General features: G+C 57.9%; 15 protein-coding genes. 6 read left to right on the forward strand and 9 right to left on the reverse strand.

Translation table 11 applies throughout. The features are described from left to right. The first annotated feature begins 311 nt into the window (after positions 1–311). From RZA33_RS08615 to iadA, 3 genes are read left to right on the forward strand one after another with little or no spacing between them, the layout of a single operon-like run. Positions 312–1,160, forward strand: coding sequence for a cyanophycinase (locus RZA33_RS08615; protein ID WP_317507447.1), 849 nt, complete (start codon positions 312–314; stop codon positions 1,158–1,160). After that, positions 1,157–3,793: a cyanophycin synthetase gene (cphA, locus tag RZA33_RS08620; protein WP_317507448.1), complete on the forward strand. Its 2,637-nt coding sequence runs from the start codon at positions 1,157–1,159 to the stop codon at positions 3,791–3,793. Before RZA33_RS08615 ends, cphA begins: the two co-directional genes overlap by 4 nt. Next, positions 3,790–4,959 carry a beta-aspartyl-peptidase gene (iadA, locus tag RZA33_RS08625; RefSeq protein WP_317507449.1) on the forward strand — a complete coding sequence of 390 codons (1,170 nt, stop codon included), beginning with the start codon at positions 3,790–3,792 and terminating at the stop codon, positions 4,957–4,959. The genes cphA and iadA overlap by 4 nt, the downstream gene beginning before the upstream one ends. A gap of 328 nt (positions 4,960–5,287) precedes the next feature. On the opposite strand, the gene RZA33_RS08630 is transcribed toward iadA, so the two are convergent. From RZA33_RS08630 to RZA33_RS08650, 5 genes are all read right to left on the reverse strand, one after another. Beyond that, a complete protein-coding gene (locus RZA33_RS08630; protein WP_317507450.1) occupies positions 5,288–6,781 on the reverse strand; it encodes an MFS transporter in 1,494 nt (497 codons plus the stop codon). A 56-nt stretch (positions 6,782–6,837) separates the two neighbouring features. Beyond that, the gene (locus RZA33_RS08635) at positions 6,838–7,296 is read right to left on the reverse strand and encodes a universal stress protein (protein WP_317507451.1); all 459 of its coding nucleotides are present in this window, start codon (positions 7,294–7,296) and stop codon (positions 6,838–6,840) included. Positions 7,297–7,372: 76 nt separating this feature from the next. Continuing rightward, positions 7,373–8,965: an antiporter gene (locus tag RZA33_RS08640; protein ID WP_317507452.1), complete on the reverse strand. Its 1,593-nt coding sequence runs from the start codon at positions 8,963–8,965 to the stop codon at positions 7,373–7,375. 238 nt (positions 8,966–9,203) lie between these two features. After that, complete coding sequence (narL, locus tag RZA33_RS08645; RefSeq protein ID WP_317507453.1) at positions 9,204–9,872, reverse strand: two-component system response regulator NarL; 669 nt, start codon at positions 9,870–9,872, stop codon at positions 9,204–9,206. Then, positions 9,872–11,770 carry a type IV pili methyl-accepting chemotaxis transducer N-terminal domain-containing protein gene (locus RZA33_RS08650; protein ID WP_317507454.1) on the reverse strand — a complete coding sequence of 633 codons (1,899 nt, stop codon included), beginning with the start codon at positions 11,768–11,770 and terminating at the stop codon, positions 9,872–9,874. The genes narL and RZA33_RS08650 overlap by 1 nt, the downstream gene beginning before the upstream one ends. 176 nt (positions 11,771–11,946) lie before the next feature. On the opposite strand from RZA33_RS08650, the gene RZA33_RS08655 reads away from it, so the two are divergent. From RZA33_RS08655 to RZA33_RS08665, 3 genes are all read left to right on the forward strand, one after another. Next, the gene (locus RZA33_RS08655; protein WP_317507455.1) at positions 11,947–12,516 is read left to right on the forward strand and encodes a hypothetical protein; all 570 of its coding nucleotides are present in this window, start codon (positions 11,947–11,949) and stop codon (positions 12,514–12,516) included. Positions 12,517–12,614: 98 nt separating this feature from the next. Then, a complete protein-coding gene (locus RZA33_RS08660) occupies positions 12,615–13,007 on the forward strand; it encodes a ribonucleotide reductase subunit alpha (RefSeq protein ID WP_317507456.1) in 393 nt (130 codons plus the stop codon). Between the two features lie 11 nt (positions 13,008–13,018). Then, positions 13,019–13,405, forward strand: a complete 387-nt coding sequence (locus RZA33_RS08665) for a SirB2 family protein (protein ID WP_317507457.1) — start codon at positions 13,019–13,021, stop codon at positions 13,403–13,405. A gap of 39 nt (positions 13,406–13,444) precedes the next feature. On the opposite strand, the gene RZA33_RS08670 is transcribed toward RZA33_RS08665, so the two are convergent. The 4 genes from RZA33_RS08670 to RZA33_RS08685 are packed head-to-tail and all read right to left on the reverse strand — an operon-like array spanning position 13,445 to position 17,069. Then, positions 13,445–13,981, reverse strand: a complete 537-nt coding sequence (locus tag RZA33_RS08670) for a nitrous oxide reductase accessory protein NosL (protein ID WP_317507458.1) — start codon at positions 13,979–13,981, stop codon at positions 13,445–13,447. A 39-nt stretch (positions 13,982–14,020) separates the two neighbouring features. After that, positions 14,021–14,845, reverse strand: a complete 825-nt coding sequence (locus RZA33_RS08675; protein ID WP_317507459.1) for an ABC transporter permease — start codon at positions 14,843–14,845, stop codon at positions 14,021–14,023. After that, a complete protein-coding gene (locus tag RZA33_RS08680; protein ID WP_317507460.1) occupies positions 14,842–15,774 on the reverse strand; it encodes an ABC transporter ATP-binding protein in 933 nt (310 codons plus the stop codon). The genes RZA33_RS08675 and RZA33_RS08680 overlap by 4 nt, the downstream gene beginning before the upstream one ends. After that, complete coding sequence (locus tag RZA33_RS08685) at positions 15,771–17,069, reverse strand: nitrous oxide reductase family maturation protein NosD (RefSeq protein ID WP_317507461.1); 1,299 nt, start codon at positions 17,067–17,069, stop codon at positions 15,771–15,773. The genes RZA33_RS08680 and RZA33_RS08685 overlap by 4 nt, the downstream gene beginning before the upstream one ends. Positions 17,070–17,105: the final 36 nt, after the last annotated feature.

Consider the following 17,105-nt stretch of genomic DNA (forward strand, 5'->3'; position numbering starts at 1 on the left):
TCGGCCTTCTCAGCACTCCTTACTCAGATGCAAGGAACATCAGACAGGGGAATGAGGCTTGCCTAGCCTGACCGACAGGCTAGGCGTGAGGAAAGGCCACTTTTCGGAGTATAGCGGTTTATCGTTGCGGCGCTTGGCTAATATGTAAGCGCGCTGTCTCGCCAGGCTGAGGACTTTGATTAGTCTGGCTAGGCTAGTGCCCAGCTGTTATAAGTGAAGTCATGGGTTAACAATCACACGATGCGACAGCGTTGCCGGTATCGGTAATGATGCCGTGTTTATCAAAAGCGTCGCTGGGCGGCGAAAGGAATATGGCTTCTCCCATTTTCTCGGCATCCGGTCACCTCGTGGCCATCGGCGGTGCCGAGGACAGGTCTTCCGATCTTGAGATACTTAAGAAAGTCTTTTCCTTAGTCCCTGAGGGGTGCCAAGAAGTTGCGGTCATTGCCACTGCCAGCAGCATCCCCGACCAAGTCCTACCGGAATACCAAGCGGCCTTCTCGCGCTTGGGGGCAAGTCAAGTTCATGGGTTGGAAATACGTGACCGCCAGGAAGCCGCCGATGCCGATACGGTGCGTCTTATTGAGCAAAGCGGCCTCATCTTCTTTACCGGCGGTGATCAGCTGCGCCTGACCAATGTGTTGGGTGGCTCGCCGGTACTGAAGGCCATTCGCCAACGTCTGGAGGACGGCGCCGTGGTGGCCGGTACCAGCGCGGGCGCAGCGGCCATGCCGGGCACCATGATCTACAATGGTGCCGCCGCCGATGCCTTGCGAAAGGGCGGCGTCAGCTTGACTTTTGGGTTGAGCTTTGTTGATGACCTAATCATTGATAGCCACTTTCTCGAGCGCGGGCGTTTCACGCGGCTGATGGAGGTCGGCGCCAGCAACCCCGAACACCTGGGGGTGGGGCTGGGCGAGGATGCCGCCGTGATCATTCACCCCTATGGCATTCTTGAAGCCATCGGCCCAGGACATGTCATCCTTATCGATAGCCGGGATCTGGCCAGTTCAAATATTGCCGACCTTGCCATGGGTGAGCCCGTAGCTGTCGAACACATGATCCTACACGCGCTGGTCAGCGGCCACGGCTTTGACATTGAAGCCCGACGCTATCTTGTGCCCCATGAACTCAGTGCCATTCTCGCGGAAAACCGATGAACATTCTCGAGCACCGGGCCCTACGTGGCCCGAACTACTATAGTCGCTACCCGGCCATCTACATGCGGCTGGACATTGGTGCGCTCGAGGAACGGCCCAGCGACCTTGTTCCCGGCATCGTCGAGCGGCTGACGACGCTGCTGCCGACTCTGCAGGAGCACCGCTGCTCGGTAGGCCGCCCTGGCGGTTTTCTGGAGCGGCTTGAGCGCGGCACCTGGGCTGGTCACGTGGTCGAGCATGTAGCGATCGAACTACAGAACCTGATCGGCTTTTCGGTGGGCTACGGCAAGACGGTCGATTCCTACGACACCGGCATCTACAACGTCGTCTATCGCTACCGGGACGAAGCCTGTGGCCTAGCCGCCGGCGAAGAGGCCGTCGATCTCGTCGTGCGGCTCTTCAATGGCGACGAGATCGATATCGCCTCCATCATCACCCGCCTCAAGCAGGTGCGCGACGCCCACATGCTCGGCCCTTCCACGGCGGCCATTGTCGATGCCGCCACCCGGCGGGGGATTCCCCATGCCCGCCTGAGCGAGGAAAACAGCTATATCCAGCTCGGTCACGGCCACCGTCAGCAGCGCATCCAGGCGACGGTGACCGGCCATACTGACCTGATCGGCTACGGCATCGCTGACGACAAGGAATGGACCAAACAGGTGCTCGGCGATGCCGGCATTCCGGTGCCCCAGGGGCGGGTGTGCGGTTCGTTTGACGAGGCGCTGGACGCCGCCCGTGCCATCGGCTATCCCGTCGCGGTGAAGCCGGTCATCGGTAACCACGGCCGCGGGGTGAGCACCAATATCGAGGACGACCAGGCGCTGAGTGATGCCTTCAACCTTGCCGCGCACCGCAATCCGTCGGTGATTGTCGAGCAGTATATTCGCGGCGATGATCACCGCCTGTTGGTCATCGACGGCAAACTCGTCGCCGCCGCGAGGCGTCGTCCGGCGCATGTGATGGGCGACGGGGGGGCGACGCTCCAGGCGCTGGTTGACGCGGAAAATCGCGATCCGCGTCGCGGTGTCGGCCACGAGAACCTGCTCACTCAGATCCAACTGGACGACCAGTCGCTAAGGCTGATCGGCCAGCAGAACCTGACCCTGCAGAGCGTCATTCCGGCCGGTGATATCGTTTATCTCAAGCCCACCGCGAACCTCAGCACCGGGGGTACGGCCACGGACGTAACCGACGATGTCCACCCGGAGGTGCGCTACGCGGCGGAGCGCATTGCGCGCCTGGTGGGGCTGGACATCATCGGCATCGATCTGCTCGCCGAAACCCTGACCCAGCCCCTTGAGGAACAATCGGCTGCGGTGGTCGAGGTCAATGCCGGCCCTGGCTTTCGCATGCACCTCTCGCCCACCCACGGGGAGGGGCGCGATGTGGGACGCCCAGTCGTTGACATGCTGTTTCCTGACAGCGAGACCACCGGCCGCATTCCCATCGCGGCGGTCACCGGCACCAACGGCAAGACCACCACGGTACGCCTGCTCTCGCACCTGCTGCGCCAGGCCGGGCGCAATGTCGGTATGGCCTGCACCGGCGCCATCGAGATCGACAACCACGTCATCATGCGCGGTGACTACAGCGGCCCTCAGGCGGCCGCGATCGTGCTGCGCGAGCCCACCGTCGAGTGCGCCGTGCTCGAGGTCGCTCGCGGGGGCATCATGCGTCGCGGGCTGGGCTTCGACGAATGCGATGTAGGCGTGTTGCTCAACATCGCCAGCGATCACCTGGGTGAGCACGATATCCATACGCTGGATGAGCTGGCGCGCTGCAAAACGGTGGTGATCGATGCCGTCCGCCAGGGAGGCACGGCCGTACTCAATGCCGATGACCTACGGGTGCTGGAAGGCCAGGAGTGGGCCCGCGGCGACATCATCTTCTTTACCCTGGACCCTAATTCCCGCCCCGTCCGTCAGCACGTCCGCGACCAGGGCGTTGCCTTTACCCTCCACAACGAGCGCATCGTGATGCGCCAGGGTCATGTCGAGGCAGAGGTGATCCCGGTGGTGGACGTACCGATCACCTTCGAAGGTCATGCGCGCTTCAATGTCGCCAACGCCCTGGCGGCGAGTGCCGCCGCCTATGCGATGGGTCTGTCGATCGCCGACATCCAGATGGGCTTGCAGACATTCCACCCCACGCCAGGCCAGAACCCGGGTCGCACCAATCTTATCGACGCTGACGGCATGAAGGTGCTAATCGACTACGGCCATAACGTACCGGCGCTTGAAGCCTTAAGCGGATTGGTCGGTTGCATTCCTGCCCGCCGCCGCATCAGTGTCGCCAGTGCCCCTGGCAACCGTCGTGACGAGGATCTGTTCACGCTGGGCACCCTGCTTGCCCGGATGCACGACGTGGTCTTCATCTACGAGACCGACGCCCGCGGACGCACCCCCGGCGACGCCGCCCGCCTGCTGCGCGAAGGCGCAGAGTCTGTCCCGGGCGCCTGCCGGGTCGAGGTCATCATGGAAGAGCAGCAGGCCGTGGAGCGCGCTTTCGAGGAAGCAAGCGAAGGTGATCTGCTGGTCTTGCTGATCGACGATGTCGATAGCGCTATTGAGCGCATCAGGGGGCGTCGCTTCCGACCAGTCGCCGCCACGCCACTTGAGGGAGAGCAACCATGATTGCCGAACCCCAAGGGGGCAGACTCAGGCTGCTGACCCTGCTGCGGGTTGGCAGCGTCTATGCCCCGGAGCCTCTCGAAGCGAATGATATCCTGATCGCCGACGGCCGTATTGCTGCGCTGGGGCGGGATATTGAGATCCCCGCAGGCTGGCCGGTGCGGGTCGTGGAAGCGCGCCATCTTACCGCCGTGCCCGCCTTTATTGATCAGCACGTCCACGTTACCGGCGGTGGGGGCGAGGGCGGCTGTGGCACTCGCTGTCCAGAAATCACCGCCCACGAGATCGCCTCGATGGGGATCGGTACGGTGGTGGGGGTGCTGGGCACCGACAGCATCAGCCGCTCCCCTGCAGATTTGCTGGCCAAGGTACGCGGGCTGAGGGCCGATGGCATTGCGGCCTACATGTACACCGGCGCCTATCGTGTCCCGCCGCCCACGCTGACCGGCGACATCCAGCGCGATCTGGCCTGGATCCCTGAGGTCATCGGCCTGGGGGAAATCGCCATTTCGGATCATCGCTCGAGTCAGCCGCGCCAGGATGAAATTGAACGCCTTGTCAGCGATACCCGGGTGGGCGCCATGCTGGCTGGCAAACGCGGCATCTGCCACTTCCATCTCGGCGACGGCAAACGGGGGCTGGAGCCACTTCGCCGGTTGCTCAGTGAGACCGAGATTCCCGCCGACCAGGTGATTCCCACCCACGTGAACCGCCACCCTGCTTTGCTCGAGGAAGCCGCGGACTACGCGCTGGCGTTCAATGCCAGCGTCGATGTCACCGCCTTTGAAGACGCCGGCGACGGCCTGTCCGGCTTCGATGCCGTGGCTCGCTTACTCCAGCGCGGCGTCCCGCCGGAGCTCATCACAATGAGCTCAGACTGCAACGGCAGCCTGCCGGAATTCGACGCCAAAGGGGCCTATCTGGGCATGAAAGTGGCACGCAACACCACGCTGATTGCGGACTGGCAACGCCTCGTGCGTGAGGAAGTACTGCCTCTTGAAACGGCGTTGGGGCTGATTTCGGGAAGTGTGGCCCGGGTGCTCGGTCTTCACGCCAGCAAAGGGCGCTTGGCGACCGGCTTTGACGCCGATGTCACCTTGCTTGATAGCGAACTTCAGCCGCAGCAAACGTTCGTGGCGGGCAAATGTATTTATGACGTAGGCCGTTAGCGACTACGACAACACCTCAAAGGAAAGCTCTCGCTTTTCTAATTAACGATGCAGTGATGTAGCAGATAGAGAACCCCTAGCCACTTAATAATGGCGAATTAGCTTTGCCGATGCTATTAGGATTGCGCCTGCGCTGAAGAGCTTAAACAAGTCGCCATGTTGGCGATTCCCATCACCGGGTTTCCAACGGCCGTCTCGGCCTTGACCTGGATTGATGACATTGCGGATACCCAGTAGAGAGTTCCAGAGCAACCCCAATCGTGCGCCTAAGCCCACAACCCGAATTTAAGCTCGAGTTGTGGGCGTTAGTTGCCGATGGCCTGAATGTTTAGGGCTTGGCATTCTGTAGCGCTTGCTCTTCGATGTCTCTATCGACTGAAGAGACGTAGTACTCATCATCGAAGGCACCCTCCGGCTCCTTGAGCCATACCAGGCAGATCAGCCAACTAATGAAAGCGCCGGTCGCGATGATGTAGAAGAACTGCGAGGGGGTTACAAACGTAAAGATGGTCAGGTAAACCACCGCACCCACGTTACCGTAGGCACCCGCCATACCCGATATCTGCCCGGTGATACGGCGCTTGATAGAGGGAATGATGCCGAAGGTTGCCCCCTCGGCCCCTTGCACGAAAATCGAGGTACCGATCGTGACGGCAATGGCCAGAATTAGCGGCCAACTCGAATTGAGCATGGCCATCAGTAAGAACCCAACGCTGATGCCAAACATGTAGCACAGCATCACGAAGCGCCGATTGCCCATGCGGTCGGAAACCATACCGCCCATTGGGCGGGCCACCAGATTGACGAAAGCGAATGATGCCGCGATCAGGCCGGCTGTGGCGGCATTCAATCCCCAGGTCTCCTCAAAGAACATGGGCAGCATCGATACCACCGCCAGCTCAGCGCCGAAGTTGGCAAAGTAAGTACTGTTAAGCGCCGCTACACTGTTGAACGAGTACTTGTCGTCCTCGGGCACCCCCTTGCGCAGGATCGGCAGGTTGACTCGAAGTATTTGTACGATCTGGTAAATAACGATCGCGACGATGGTGAGGTAAGCGATGACCGCCCCGGTGACGGATAAATAGCCCATGTACTGGATGCGCCAGACCAGAATCGCGAGTACGCCGACCAGCGGGATGGTCCAGATAATCAGCTTGATCATATCGCCCCAAGAGCTCACTTCCATAGCGGCGGACTTGCGGGGCTTACGGTGAGCATGAGCATCCGGACCATCGGTAATCGCGAACCAGTAGTAGACGCCATAGGCAGCCATGACGATAGCGCTTTGCGCGATGGCCCAGCGCCAGCCATCGGGGCCGCCATACATGCTTAACGCAATGGTTGGCAGCGACATGGCTGCCACGGCGGAACCGAAGTTACCCCAGCCAGCGTAGAAGCCTTCGGCGAATCCGATGTCCTTGGGCTTGAACCACAGTGCGGTCATGTGGATACCGACCACGAAGCTGGCACCGATCGAACTCAGCACCAGGCGCGCCACTAGCAGTTGCGTCATGCTGTTCCCGAAGGCAAACGCCAGCGCCGGTATCGACATAGAAACCATCAGCACCGAGAACACCCGTCGTGGGCCGAAGCGGTCCAATGCCATGCCAACGATTATGCGGGCGGGAATGGTCAAGGCGACGTTGCAGATGGCAAACAGCTTGAGATCGTCCGGGGTCAACCAGTCGACGCTCTTGAGCATACTCGACGCGAGCGGCGCCATGTTGAACCAGACGTAGAAGGTAATAAAGAAGGCGATCCAGGTCAGGTGCAAGGCCCGGATTTCAGGGCTGCGGAACTTGAATACAGCGGAAACTTTCATGGTCGTATCATCCTGTGTCCCAAAAGTGGTATGTCCCAGAGGTGGTTAGAAGCTGCTCAAGGGCTGGGTAGGATCAATAAAGGACACTCGGCGCGCCGGGCCAGAAACGAGCTGACGCTGCCAAAGGTCATGTAGTCGAGTTCATCGACGAAGTAAGTCAACGATTTGGCGATGATGCCGCCGTCCGGTTGATGGCTGTGGCGAGCAATCACCAGCAGGTCGGGTGCGAGTTTGCGAGTCGCCTGAAGCAGCATCTTGCGTGCATCCCCTTCGGCAAGAAGCTGCTCGGCCTGGAAACCCTCACCAGTAGCAAACGCCACGCCCTCCTGGAGGTACTGTTTGAGCTCCTTCTGCTCCTGCTGAAAAAGCGTTTCGTTGTTGTCAGTAGCGTCGAGTGGATTTTCCACCACGCCGACCAGTACCAGCAGGGGCTGGTTGCAGCGGAACATATTGACGACTTGAGCGAGCGCCAGCTTGGCGTTTCGCGAACCGTCGTAGGCGATCATGATTTTCATGGTGTCCTCCCGCACTGGGGTAGGGAATCAAACCCCGGAGCTCAGCTCCGGGCGTAAGTAAAGAGGCAAGCCATATTTAGGGGTTCTTAACGTAGGCACCTTTGCGCAGGTAGAACCACCAGTTGATGACGAGGCAGATGGCGTAGAAGACCGCGAAGCCGTACATGGCTAGCTCCGGTGTACCAGCCTGGATCTGGTCACCCATTACCCGTGGCGCAATGAAGGCGCCATAGGCGGCGACAGCAGAGGTCCAGCCAAGTACCGGGCCTTTCTGCTGCTGATCGAAAATCACACCGATACTGCGGAAGGTAGAGCCGTTGCCGATGCCGCTGGCGGCGAATAACACGATGAAGAGCAGCAGGAATATCCAAAAGAATTGGTTCGGGTCGGTGGCGTTGTAGGCCAGCATCATCACGTAGCCGGTGGCGATGGAAGCGACCACCATGACCGCAGAGATGATTTGAGTGACGATGGAGCCACCCACCTTGTCGGAGATCCAACCACCCAAAGGACGGATCAGGGCGCCCACGAAGGGGCCTATCCAGGCCCAGGTCAGGGCGCTGGGCGCTTCCGGGTTGGCCACACGAGTCAGCGTGCCGTCGGCGGCCACTTCCATCATATTGCCGAAGATGACGTTAATGGAGAGAGGCAGCGCTGCAGAAAAACCAATAAAAGAGCCGAAGGTCAGGATGTACAGAATGGTCATTGACCAGGTGTGCTTATTGGAAAAGATGGCGAACTGCTTCTGAATATTGGGCTTGATATCGCCAGGAATCAGACGCAGCAACACCAGAGTCAAGACGATGGTCAGGGGCAAGGCGATCCACATATTTAGCCAGCCAAGTGCCAACATACCGATAATGGCAGTAACTAAACCGACACCATAGAGCCCAAGTATCTTGCTGAAAGCGGCCAGCGGTGAACCGGGGTTGGGCGTAATGGTGCGCAGGTTATTCATGCCAAACCACCCGGCGAACGCTAACGGGATCAGGAACACGAGCCAGATGAAGCCAGCGTTCTGGATCCAGGTATCGGTTCCCGCTTCGATGCGACCAATCAAGGTGCCGCTGGCGCTTTGTAACTCCATCGGCGAACCGGCAATGGCGCCGAAAATCCCGACGGTCATTACCAGCGGAATGACAATCTGCATGGTAGTGACGCCGAAATTGCCGAGGCCCGCATTCATTCCCAGGGCATAGCCTTGCTGCTTGCTGGGATAGAAGGTGGAAATATTGCTCATTGAGCAAGCGAAGTTACCCCCGCCGATGCCGGAGAGTAGTGCCAAGGCCTGGAACACCCAGAAAGGTGTGCCTGGGTTCATCAAGGCGATACCGGTACCGGCGGCGGGAATCATCAGTAGCGCAGTGGTCAGGAATATGGTGTTACGCCCGCCTGCTATGCGGATCATGAACGATGCTGGGATGCGCAATGTCGCACCCGCCAAGCCGGCAAGTGCGGTCAGGGAAAACAGTTGGTTGACCGTGAATTGAAAACCCAGGTTCTGCATCTGGGTGGTGATCATTCCCCACATCATCCAAACAGCAAAGCCCATCAGTAAGCTGGGAATGGATATCCATAGGTTGCGATTGGCAATCTGTTTGCCTTCCTGCTCCCAGAATTGGGCGTCTTCGACATCCCACTTCTCAATGTCGGCGTTTCTTTTACTCATGGCGGTTTCCCCGTGGTATCAAACCTTTCTGCATTTGGCAGTTAGAAGGCAAGATACGCTTGGGGAGGGAGTTGGGGAATAGGTGGAAATAGCAGTAAAATCAGCGGCATACCTCTTGAGAGGTAGTCGCTGAAAAAACCATTCTCATTGATTTTAAAGAGGAAAAGTCGAGAGGGGGTAAAGGTGGGTCAGAGCAAAAGTACCCTGGGAGTCTTTGGAGGTAACCACACAGAACTGACTAGTGATCAAGGCCTTCCTGGACGGCCCAGACGGCGGCTTCCACGCGTGAGCGCAGGTTGAGCTTTTTGAGTAGGTGCTTGACGTGGACCTTGACTGTACCTTCAGTAATATCCAGCTTACGGGCGATAAGTTTATTGGAGAGGCCGCCAGCAAGCTGTTGTAGGATCTCGCGTTCGCGCTGCGTTAGGTTATGAATGTCAGGGGTGGTGGGCGCATTGCGCTGATTACGCAGGGCTTCAGCGAGTAGGGCGGTCAGGCTTTCGCTGATGACCATGCGGCCCAGGGCAGCCTGACGCAGCTGGCGCACCATGTCTTCGGGCTCCATGTCCTTTAGCAAATAACCGTCGGCACCATTGCGCAGCGCCGCGACCACATCATCCTCATGGTCCGAAACGGTAAACATCACCACACGGCCGCTATAGTTAGCCTCCCGCAGGCGACGCAACGCTTCTAATCCATTGACGCCTGGCATGTTTAAGTCCAGCAAAACAAGGTCCGGCTCAAGTTTGAGGGCCAGCGCGATGCCTTCTTCAGGGTTGCCCGTCTCGCCAACCAATTCAAGGTCGTCTTCAAGCTCAAACAGCTGAGCCACGCCCCGGCGCAATAGCGGGTGGTCATCGATGATCATTAGGGTGGCAGGTGTATCGTTAGCGGTTGTTAGCGTCATTAAGAGATCCCTGTACCTAAATGAGAGTCAGCGGCAGCCTGAGAAGGTTGCCGCTGAATTAAGCGAGCAGTCAACGGGGTAAATACTAGTTCAATACCAGTTCCCCCCTTGGGGCGATTGGCGATGCTCAGTTCTCCGTTCAGGGTGTTGGCCCGGTCACGTATGATCACCAATCCATAGTGCATTGGCGGTGTGCTGTCGTCTTCCAGACCAATGCCGTCATCCTCGATACGAACCAGCAACTGAGCATCGGCAAAGCGCACCGTCACGGCAGCCCAGTGGGCTTTGGCGTGCTTGTGGGTATTGGCCAGCGCTTCACGAATGATCTGCAGCACGTGAATTTCTTCGTTGGGGTTAAGTAGGTAAGGCGGCACGTCGTAGTCAAGCTCGACCGTTGCTCCCATACGTTGGGTGAACTCATCGACAGTCTGACGCAGGGCGAATTGTAAGCCCGGGCCTTCGAGTTTAAGCCGAAAGGTGGTTAGCAGTTCGCGCAGTTGGCGATAGGCGCTGTTTAATCCGTTACGCAGCTCATCGAATACCTCGGACTGGGCTTCTCGGGTTGCCTCTTTTTGCTGCATGCGTTCGAGTCGGGCGACCTGCATCTTAAGATAAGACAGCGATTGTGCCAGAGAGTCGTGCAGTTCGCGCGCAATGATGGTTCGCTCGTTGATCAGCGTGACATGCTGCTGCTCCTCGATACGCCGCTGCAGGTACACCGCCGTGGCGAGCTGGTCGGCTAACATGGTGAGCAGCCGACGGGTGCTATCGTTGAGCCGCTCCTGGGGATACCACACTTCCAGGGTGCCGAGCAGCGTATCGCCTACGCTAATCGGTAGCAGTAAGCACTGTGACTGGTTATTGGCCACCATTTCCAGGGGGCGAGGATCGATCAGGCAGGCGTGGCACTTCTGGTCACGGCAATACTCTGGTCGTGTGCGCGAGTGGGTTTCTAGAACCGGCATTTCCCGTTGGTCGAAGGGGTCGTTTAGCGAAAGCCGTATCGGCCCGACATCCAGCAGCTTCTCCAGTTCGCGTAACATGGGCGCTGCGCTAGAACACAGGTCGTTACCGCCCCCATAAAGCGAGCGGCTGGCATCGTGCATCACCCGCAGCGCCTGATTACTGCGCTCAAGCTCCTGCTTCTTGCGCGATACCTTGTCTTCCAACGCGGCGTAGCTGGTTGCCAGCTCGGCAGACATCTTGTTAAAAGTATGGCCCAACAATGCCAGCTCGTCGCTGCCGCGGAGCTCGGAGCGTGGCTTGAAGTTACGCTGTGCCGCCTCCCGGGCAAGCACCATCAGTTGACGCAAAGGGACTACCAGATTGTAGCGAACATCGTAGAGGGCGATTGCGACCACAATAGCGATCAGCACTAAAAAGAGGACTTGCATCATGCCAAGCAGGCGCACCTTGGCCTCGGTGCTCTGTTCCAGGTAGGTCACTAGCCCTTCGATGTCATTAACCATCGCAACGATCATCGTTTCCAGCGTATCAAGATCACGTTCAGCGGCGCTGGGCTGAGCCTGTAGCGTAGGGCGAAGGGTGCGCTGCCAGTAGGTCTGAATCTTTTCCAACTGACGACGGCGCTCGTGACGGTCATCCGTCGGGATAGTTTGCTGTAAGGTTGTGCCATTTAAACGCTGATCAAAGCTCGCTACCAAGCGGGCTAGTTGCTCTTCGCTTGCCTCCTCCGGGGCATACTCCAAGCGTTGTAAGGCCCCCATGATCTGATAAGCATTCATGCGTAATGAGCCAGCGACATTAATCGCGGCAGCATCGCCACGGCTGCTGTTAGACATTGCCATGGTCAGAGTGATGCTGATGAGTGCCATCCCGCTAATGGCAAGTAAGGACGCAATAATGCGAGCAACCAGGGAGCGCTGAAGTAATTTCATGGCATTTCCGATAGCGCGGAAGAGGTAAGGGAGTGTGGCACTGTCTGCATTTTGATACGAGGGCTATCCCTTTGGGGTTAGCCGACCTACCTCCGATGTTTTTTGACCTACGTCCAGTATTTACAGACAATTCTTACATGTCTTCCGATGTCTTTATACCCTCGCTGGGAAACGCCATGCCATCATCCGTGCCGCCTCCCGCGTTGGAGACATCAATACATCCCGTCGATGGTTATCAGTTACTGGTAGCCATGCTGATAATGCCGTTGGCAAGCGCGTTAGCGGTGGCTAGCTGGACACTTTATGGCCTGCTCGCAAAACAGCCCCTCTATGTGATGGTTCCGTTGAGTAGCGGTGTGCTTTTGGCTTGGCCGGCCTGGTATATCGCCAGGCGGGGAGACACCTGCCGTTTGATGCAGTGGCTATTATGGAGTCTGGCGTTGACGCTGGGCGGGTTCGTGATGGCTAGCCAGCCGTGGGAGTTTTTGTTGGTGGGAGCTGGGCTTGGACTGGGAGGTGCGGTGATTACGACGGGCATCGCCCACGCCAAAGGCTGGATGCCTGGTCGTTGGGCGCGTCTTTGTGTCGCCCTTTTTCTGGCGTTAGCGGCGGGCGTAGGGTTTTCCTTGCGGATGGCACCTCTGGTAGTCCAAGCCTATGGTTGGCGCGCGGCGCCACTTAGCCTGTTGATACCTCTATTCATGGTAATGCTGCTGCTGTGGCTTTTCGTAGAGTCACCCGAGTAACGCCACCTATTAGTCTCAACTGTCCATTCTTACCTGTTCATTCTTACCTACTCTCTCTCACCTTCTGATTCTAAACCACTAGCGATAAGGCCCATTTTATGACCATAGCGACGTTTGCCGATTTACTGCAGGAAGCGCGTAAACAACCTCAGCCCCAACGACTGCTGTTTGTGTTCGTTCGCGCAGAGCTGCCTGACTTCCCCGATGCTGATCAGCGTCGTCGCTTCGAACAGGGAGAAGGGGGTGTGTTGGTACCGGTGGTATGCGTAGACAAGTCAACCGAGGAACTGAGTAGCATGGCGGCGTTGGTCGAGGAGTCACGCCGTACCGAGATCGAATGGGATCTGGTTTTCACAGCTGCAATGGATGACCCAAAAGATGACGCCGAGGTTGAAAGGCAGCTCCAGCGTATGATGGAGTCGCTGCAAATGGGTAATATCACCGCCTATCTTGCCTTCGATCATCACGGCAATGCGGTTAACGTCGGCTAGGGACGGTTACCATGGAGCACTATTTCCTCATCAAGCACCTGCACATGACGGCCGCTGCGCTGAGCATCACGCTCTTTGTAGTGCGCGCCTGGTGGTCGGTACAGGAAAACCCGCGACTCAACTCCCGTTGGGTCAAAGTATTGCCTCATCTTATTGATACGGCTCTGTTGGGGCTGGGGGTGACTTTGATGGTATTGCTTTCTGTATGGCCCTGGCAGCTTCCCTGGCTTGGCGCCAAGTTACTGGCGCTACTGGCCTATATTGGCGTTGGCACCATCGCGATTAAACGCGGGCCAACGCCCAAAGCGCGTGCCATAGCCGCCGTCGTGGCGGTGGCCATCTTCGCTTATATGGTGGGGGCTGCTATTCGCCAAAGCCCTCTCTCCTGGATAGCTTGAAGCGCGGTCGCTTTTAATCTTGCCTCCTCCTTTTATCCTCTAGTTTGCCATTGAGTGGGCGGCATGGCCGCTCCCTTCGTGGCGCCCGAGCTGGGCGAGCAATTCCAGGTCGATATCGTCATAGGTGATTATCTCGCCACCATGAACTTCTGCGAACTGCTCGGCACGCTCATGGCTGGAGAACGGCGCAAGGGTGTGGCCCATGCTGCCGCGCCGATCATGGCCGACCACATACCAAGCGTCTGCTGCAGGGATAAAGGCATCGTCTTTAGGTGCTTCCCAGGGTGTCACGCCGACATCATGTACATAGGCGTGGCGCAGCTGGGTCTGATTTTCGGGCTGCTGGAGGAAAACGAACATCTCCAGCGTGGAGCAGAACTTACGCGCGTCACTGTGGCTTTGCATAAATGCCTGACCTTTGGGGCCTTCGAATTCGGTGATAAACATACCGCATACATGGCAGATGTCATTGTCGCTAATAGGCTGAGGCGGCATCCTTTCGGCGCTGTCAGTGGCATTGTTGCAACCGGCCAGGAGCAAAGTAATAAGGGCCAGAATGGGCAGCAGGGCGGGCATGGTCAATCCTCGTTAATAAAATGATGTTAAGAGATGATATTAAGCGGTATGACGGTGGAAGCGACGGACGGCCAATAGCAGGGGCACTACGACCCAAACCAGCATTGCCAAGGGCGGCCAGGCAGAGTGGAACGCGCCTTGCTGCGCGATAGCCGCGATACCGCTTTCTAGCTGTGTGCTGTCGAACCCAGATAGATTGATCAAGCGAAAACTGTCGGTGGGATTGAGCAGCATCAGGTAGGGGAGCCAGTCGCCCCCCTGCTTGACGCCAACCAGTAGCGCCAGCAGTACTAGATCGAATACCAGCACGAACAGAAACCACACTCCCAGTGCCAGCCCGGCGGCCCGTGCCTTTTCGGTGACCGTTACGCTGATCAGGTAGGCAAAGGCCAAAAACACCCAGCCCAAGAGCACACTGCTGGCGATCAATCGTGCTAAGCCGACGGTTAGTTGGATAAGCGGTACGCCTTCAGCGCCCAACGCAATAACAATACCCGCGATCCCAAAACCAAGTAGCGTGGCGACAGCCAGAATCATCCCATGGCCGAAGAACTTACCAAACAGCAACGCCGAACGACTTATAGGGTAGGTGAGTAGCAGTAGTAGCGTGCCGGCCTCCTGCTCACCGACAACGGCGTCGTAGGCTAGCATCAGCGCGATTAAGGGGATCAGAAAAACGGCTAGAGTTGATAAACTGACCAGGGTGGTGGCCAGTGAAGTAAAACCAAGACCGCCGCTCGCAGCGGCACCAAAGTAGGCAAGACCCATTGCCAGAACGGCAAGGATCACGGTGATCGCCAGTACCCAGCGATTGCGCAGGCCATCCTGGAACTCTTTGGCGGCGACGATGAACATGGCCTTCATGCGCTGGCTCCTGGCGTCAGTGAGGCGGGGCGAGTAGAAAAATGCGTGTAGAGATGCTCAAGGGTAGGTGGTGATAACTCGATGTCGTCGATATTCGGCATGGTGGTTAATTGACGTAGTACCTGCATTTTATTTTCCGCGGGCACGTTGACCTCAACACAGCGCTCATTGATTGGGGTAGGCTCAAGGGACATGGCTTTCCAGAGTTGAGACTGCATGGCCAGCAATGTGCCGTGGATACGAAACGTGAGCGGTAGCTGTGCTTCTTCGCGCAGTTGTTCAAGGCTGCCCAGGGCTAGGCGTCGCCCTTTGCCTAGGATCAAGGCGCGGTCGATATAGGGTTCGATGCCGGGCAGTACATGGGAAGAGAGCAGCACGGTACAACCGTTGTCGCGTAGGGCTTTTACCGCTTGATAAAAATCGCGGGTGGCGGCGGGGTCAAGGCCGGTGGTGGGTTCATCCAGCAACAATAGCCGGGGATACCCTAGTAAAGCCTGGGCCAGCCCAAGGCGCTGGCGCATGCCCTTGGAGTAGGTTTTAACGCGACGGTCGGCGGCTTCGACCAGGCCCACACGCTCAAGCAGAACCGTTACTTGATGGCGGTCAGCCTGCTTTAAACGAGCAAAGTAGGTAAGTACTTCACGCCCGGTGAGCTGTTCGTAGAAGGTGACGTTTTCAGGAAGATATCCCAACTGACGCCGCAGGCGTTCGGCATGCGGCCCATCTGGAGCGCCACCGAGGACGTCAACATGGCCCGAGCTGGGCGCAATTAAGCCCAGTATGAGTTTCATGATGGTCGTCTTGCCCGCGCCATTATGTCCCAGCAGGGCGAGCATCTCGCCTTCTTTGATGGTGAGATCAATTTCAGCTAGGCGCACCAGCGCCCCGTGACGCTTGGTAACACGCTGTAGTTCTATTACTGGGTTCATGGAGCATTTCCTTCTAGGCCGGGCTCGCTCATCAAGGGCGCGCTGTCTCTGACCCCTGGGGGACGAAACACCGGGAACTGACGTTGCACCCAGCGCAGTGCCAACACCGCAGGGCTTTGCATCAACAGGCGCGCGGATGGGTGGCGCCAGAGAAGATGATCCATGGCGTCATTGGGTTCATGAGCGGTGTCGCCGATACCGTTATCGTCAAGATCCCAGCCCAGGTAGTCGCTCCAGTAATTGCCCGACCAATCCTGCTCACGGGTGGCGACATACATGACTTGCTGCTTATTAGCGATGAAGGCGTTGCCCGCCATTTGGTTATCCTCTGAACCGGCGGTGAGATGGATGCCGATGTCGCTGGCTGCGAAACGATTATTCTCGATACGATTGAACTGCGAGTTGTAAACGAACAGTGCCTTGCCGTCGCCGCCCGCTAGACGCCCCTCGCCATCTGCCCCCAGGGGCTGGGTGACGCCTTCGACTCGGTTGCCGCTCAATAGGGAGTCGGTGATGTTGTTCATCAAAATGCCGTAGTTGTCGTCTGTTTCCGACTGGTTATCAACGACTTCCAGGCGTTTGGATTGCATCAGGGCGTAGCCGGTTCGGGTTCGTTGGGTCAGGTTGCCTTCAAGACGATTGTCGAAGGAGTACATGTAGTGCACGCCATAGCGCAGGTCATGCAGGGTATTGTCGCGCAGCACGTTGTGGCGGCTGCTGTCGAGATAGATGCCGTCGCGAGTCTGCGCAACATCGTTGGATTCGATAATCGAGTGACTAACGTTATAGAGGTGAATGCCGTTGCCGCGATCCTGAGAGCGCAGTCGGGTATCGCCACGAATGGTATTGCCTATCACACTGACGTCATTGACAGCATCGAGCCAGATGCCGAAGCCAGGCCCGTTTAGCTGGTTATTGCGGATGGTACTACCGTGAGCGCTGGGCTCGACAAAAATAGCGGCCTCCAGTTTTGTCAGGTTATCCCCCCAGTCTTCAATGCGGACACCTTCAAATATAATGTCGGGAGCTGCCAGCACCACCGCATGGCCGTGGCCTCCTGCATCGAGGATGGCTTGCAACTCGCCCCTAATATGCAGCGTGCGGTCAATAACCACACGCCCGGGGTAGCGCCCTGCAGGCAGCAGCAATTGATCGCCGTCGGTAGCCTGTTCGATCAACGGCTGTAACGGCTCACCAGGCGTAGCGAGCCAGTCGGTGGCATAAACCCCGCTAGGCAGCCAAAAAAGCCATAGCAGCGCCAGTAGGCAACCTAAATAGCCAGGGTGTCGTTTCATGGTGTTCTCCCGCAGCGGGCCGAAGGAATCGGCCCG

It is taken from the genome of Halovibrio sp. HP20-59, from assembly GCF_033052795.2.
Lineage (GTDB): Bacteria > Pseudomonadota > Gammaproteobacteria > Pseudomonadales > Halomonadaceae > Vreelandella.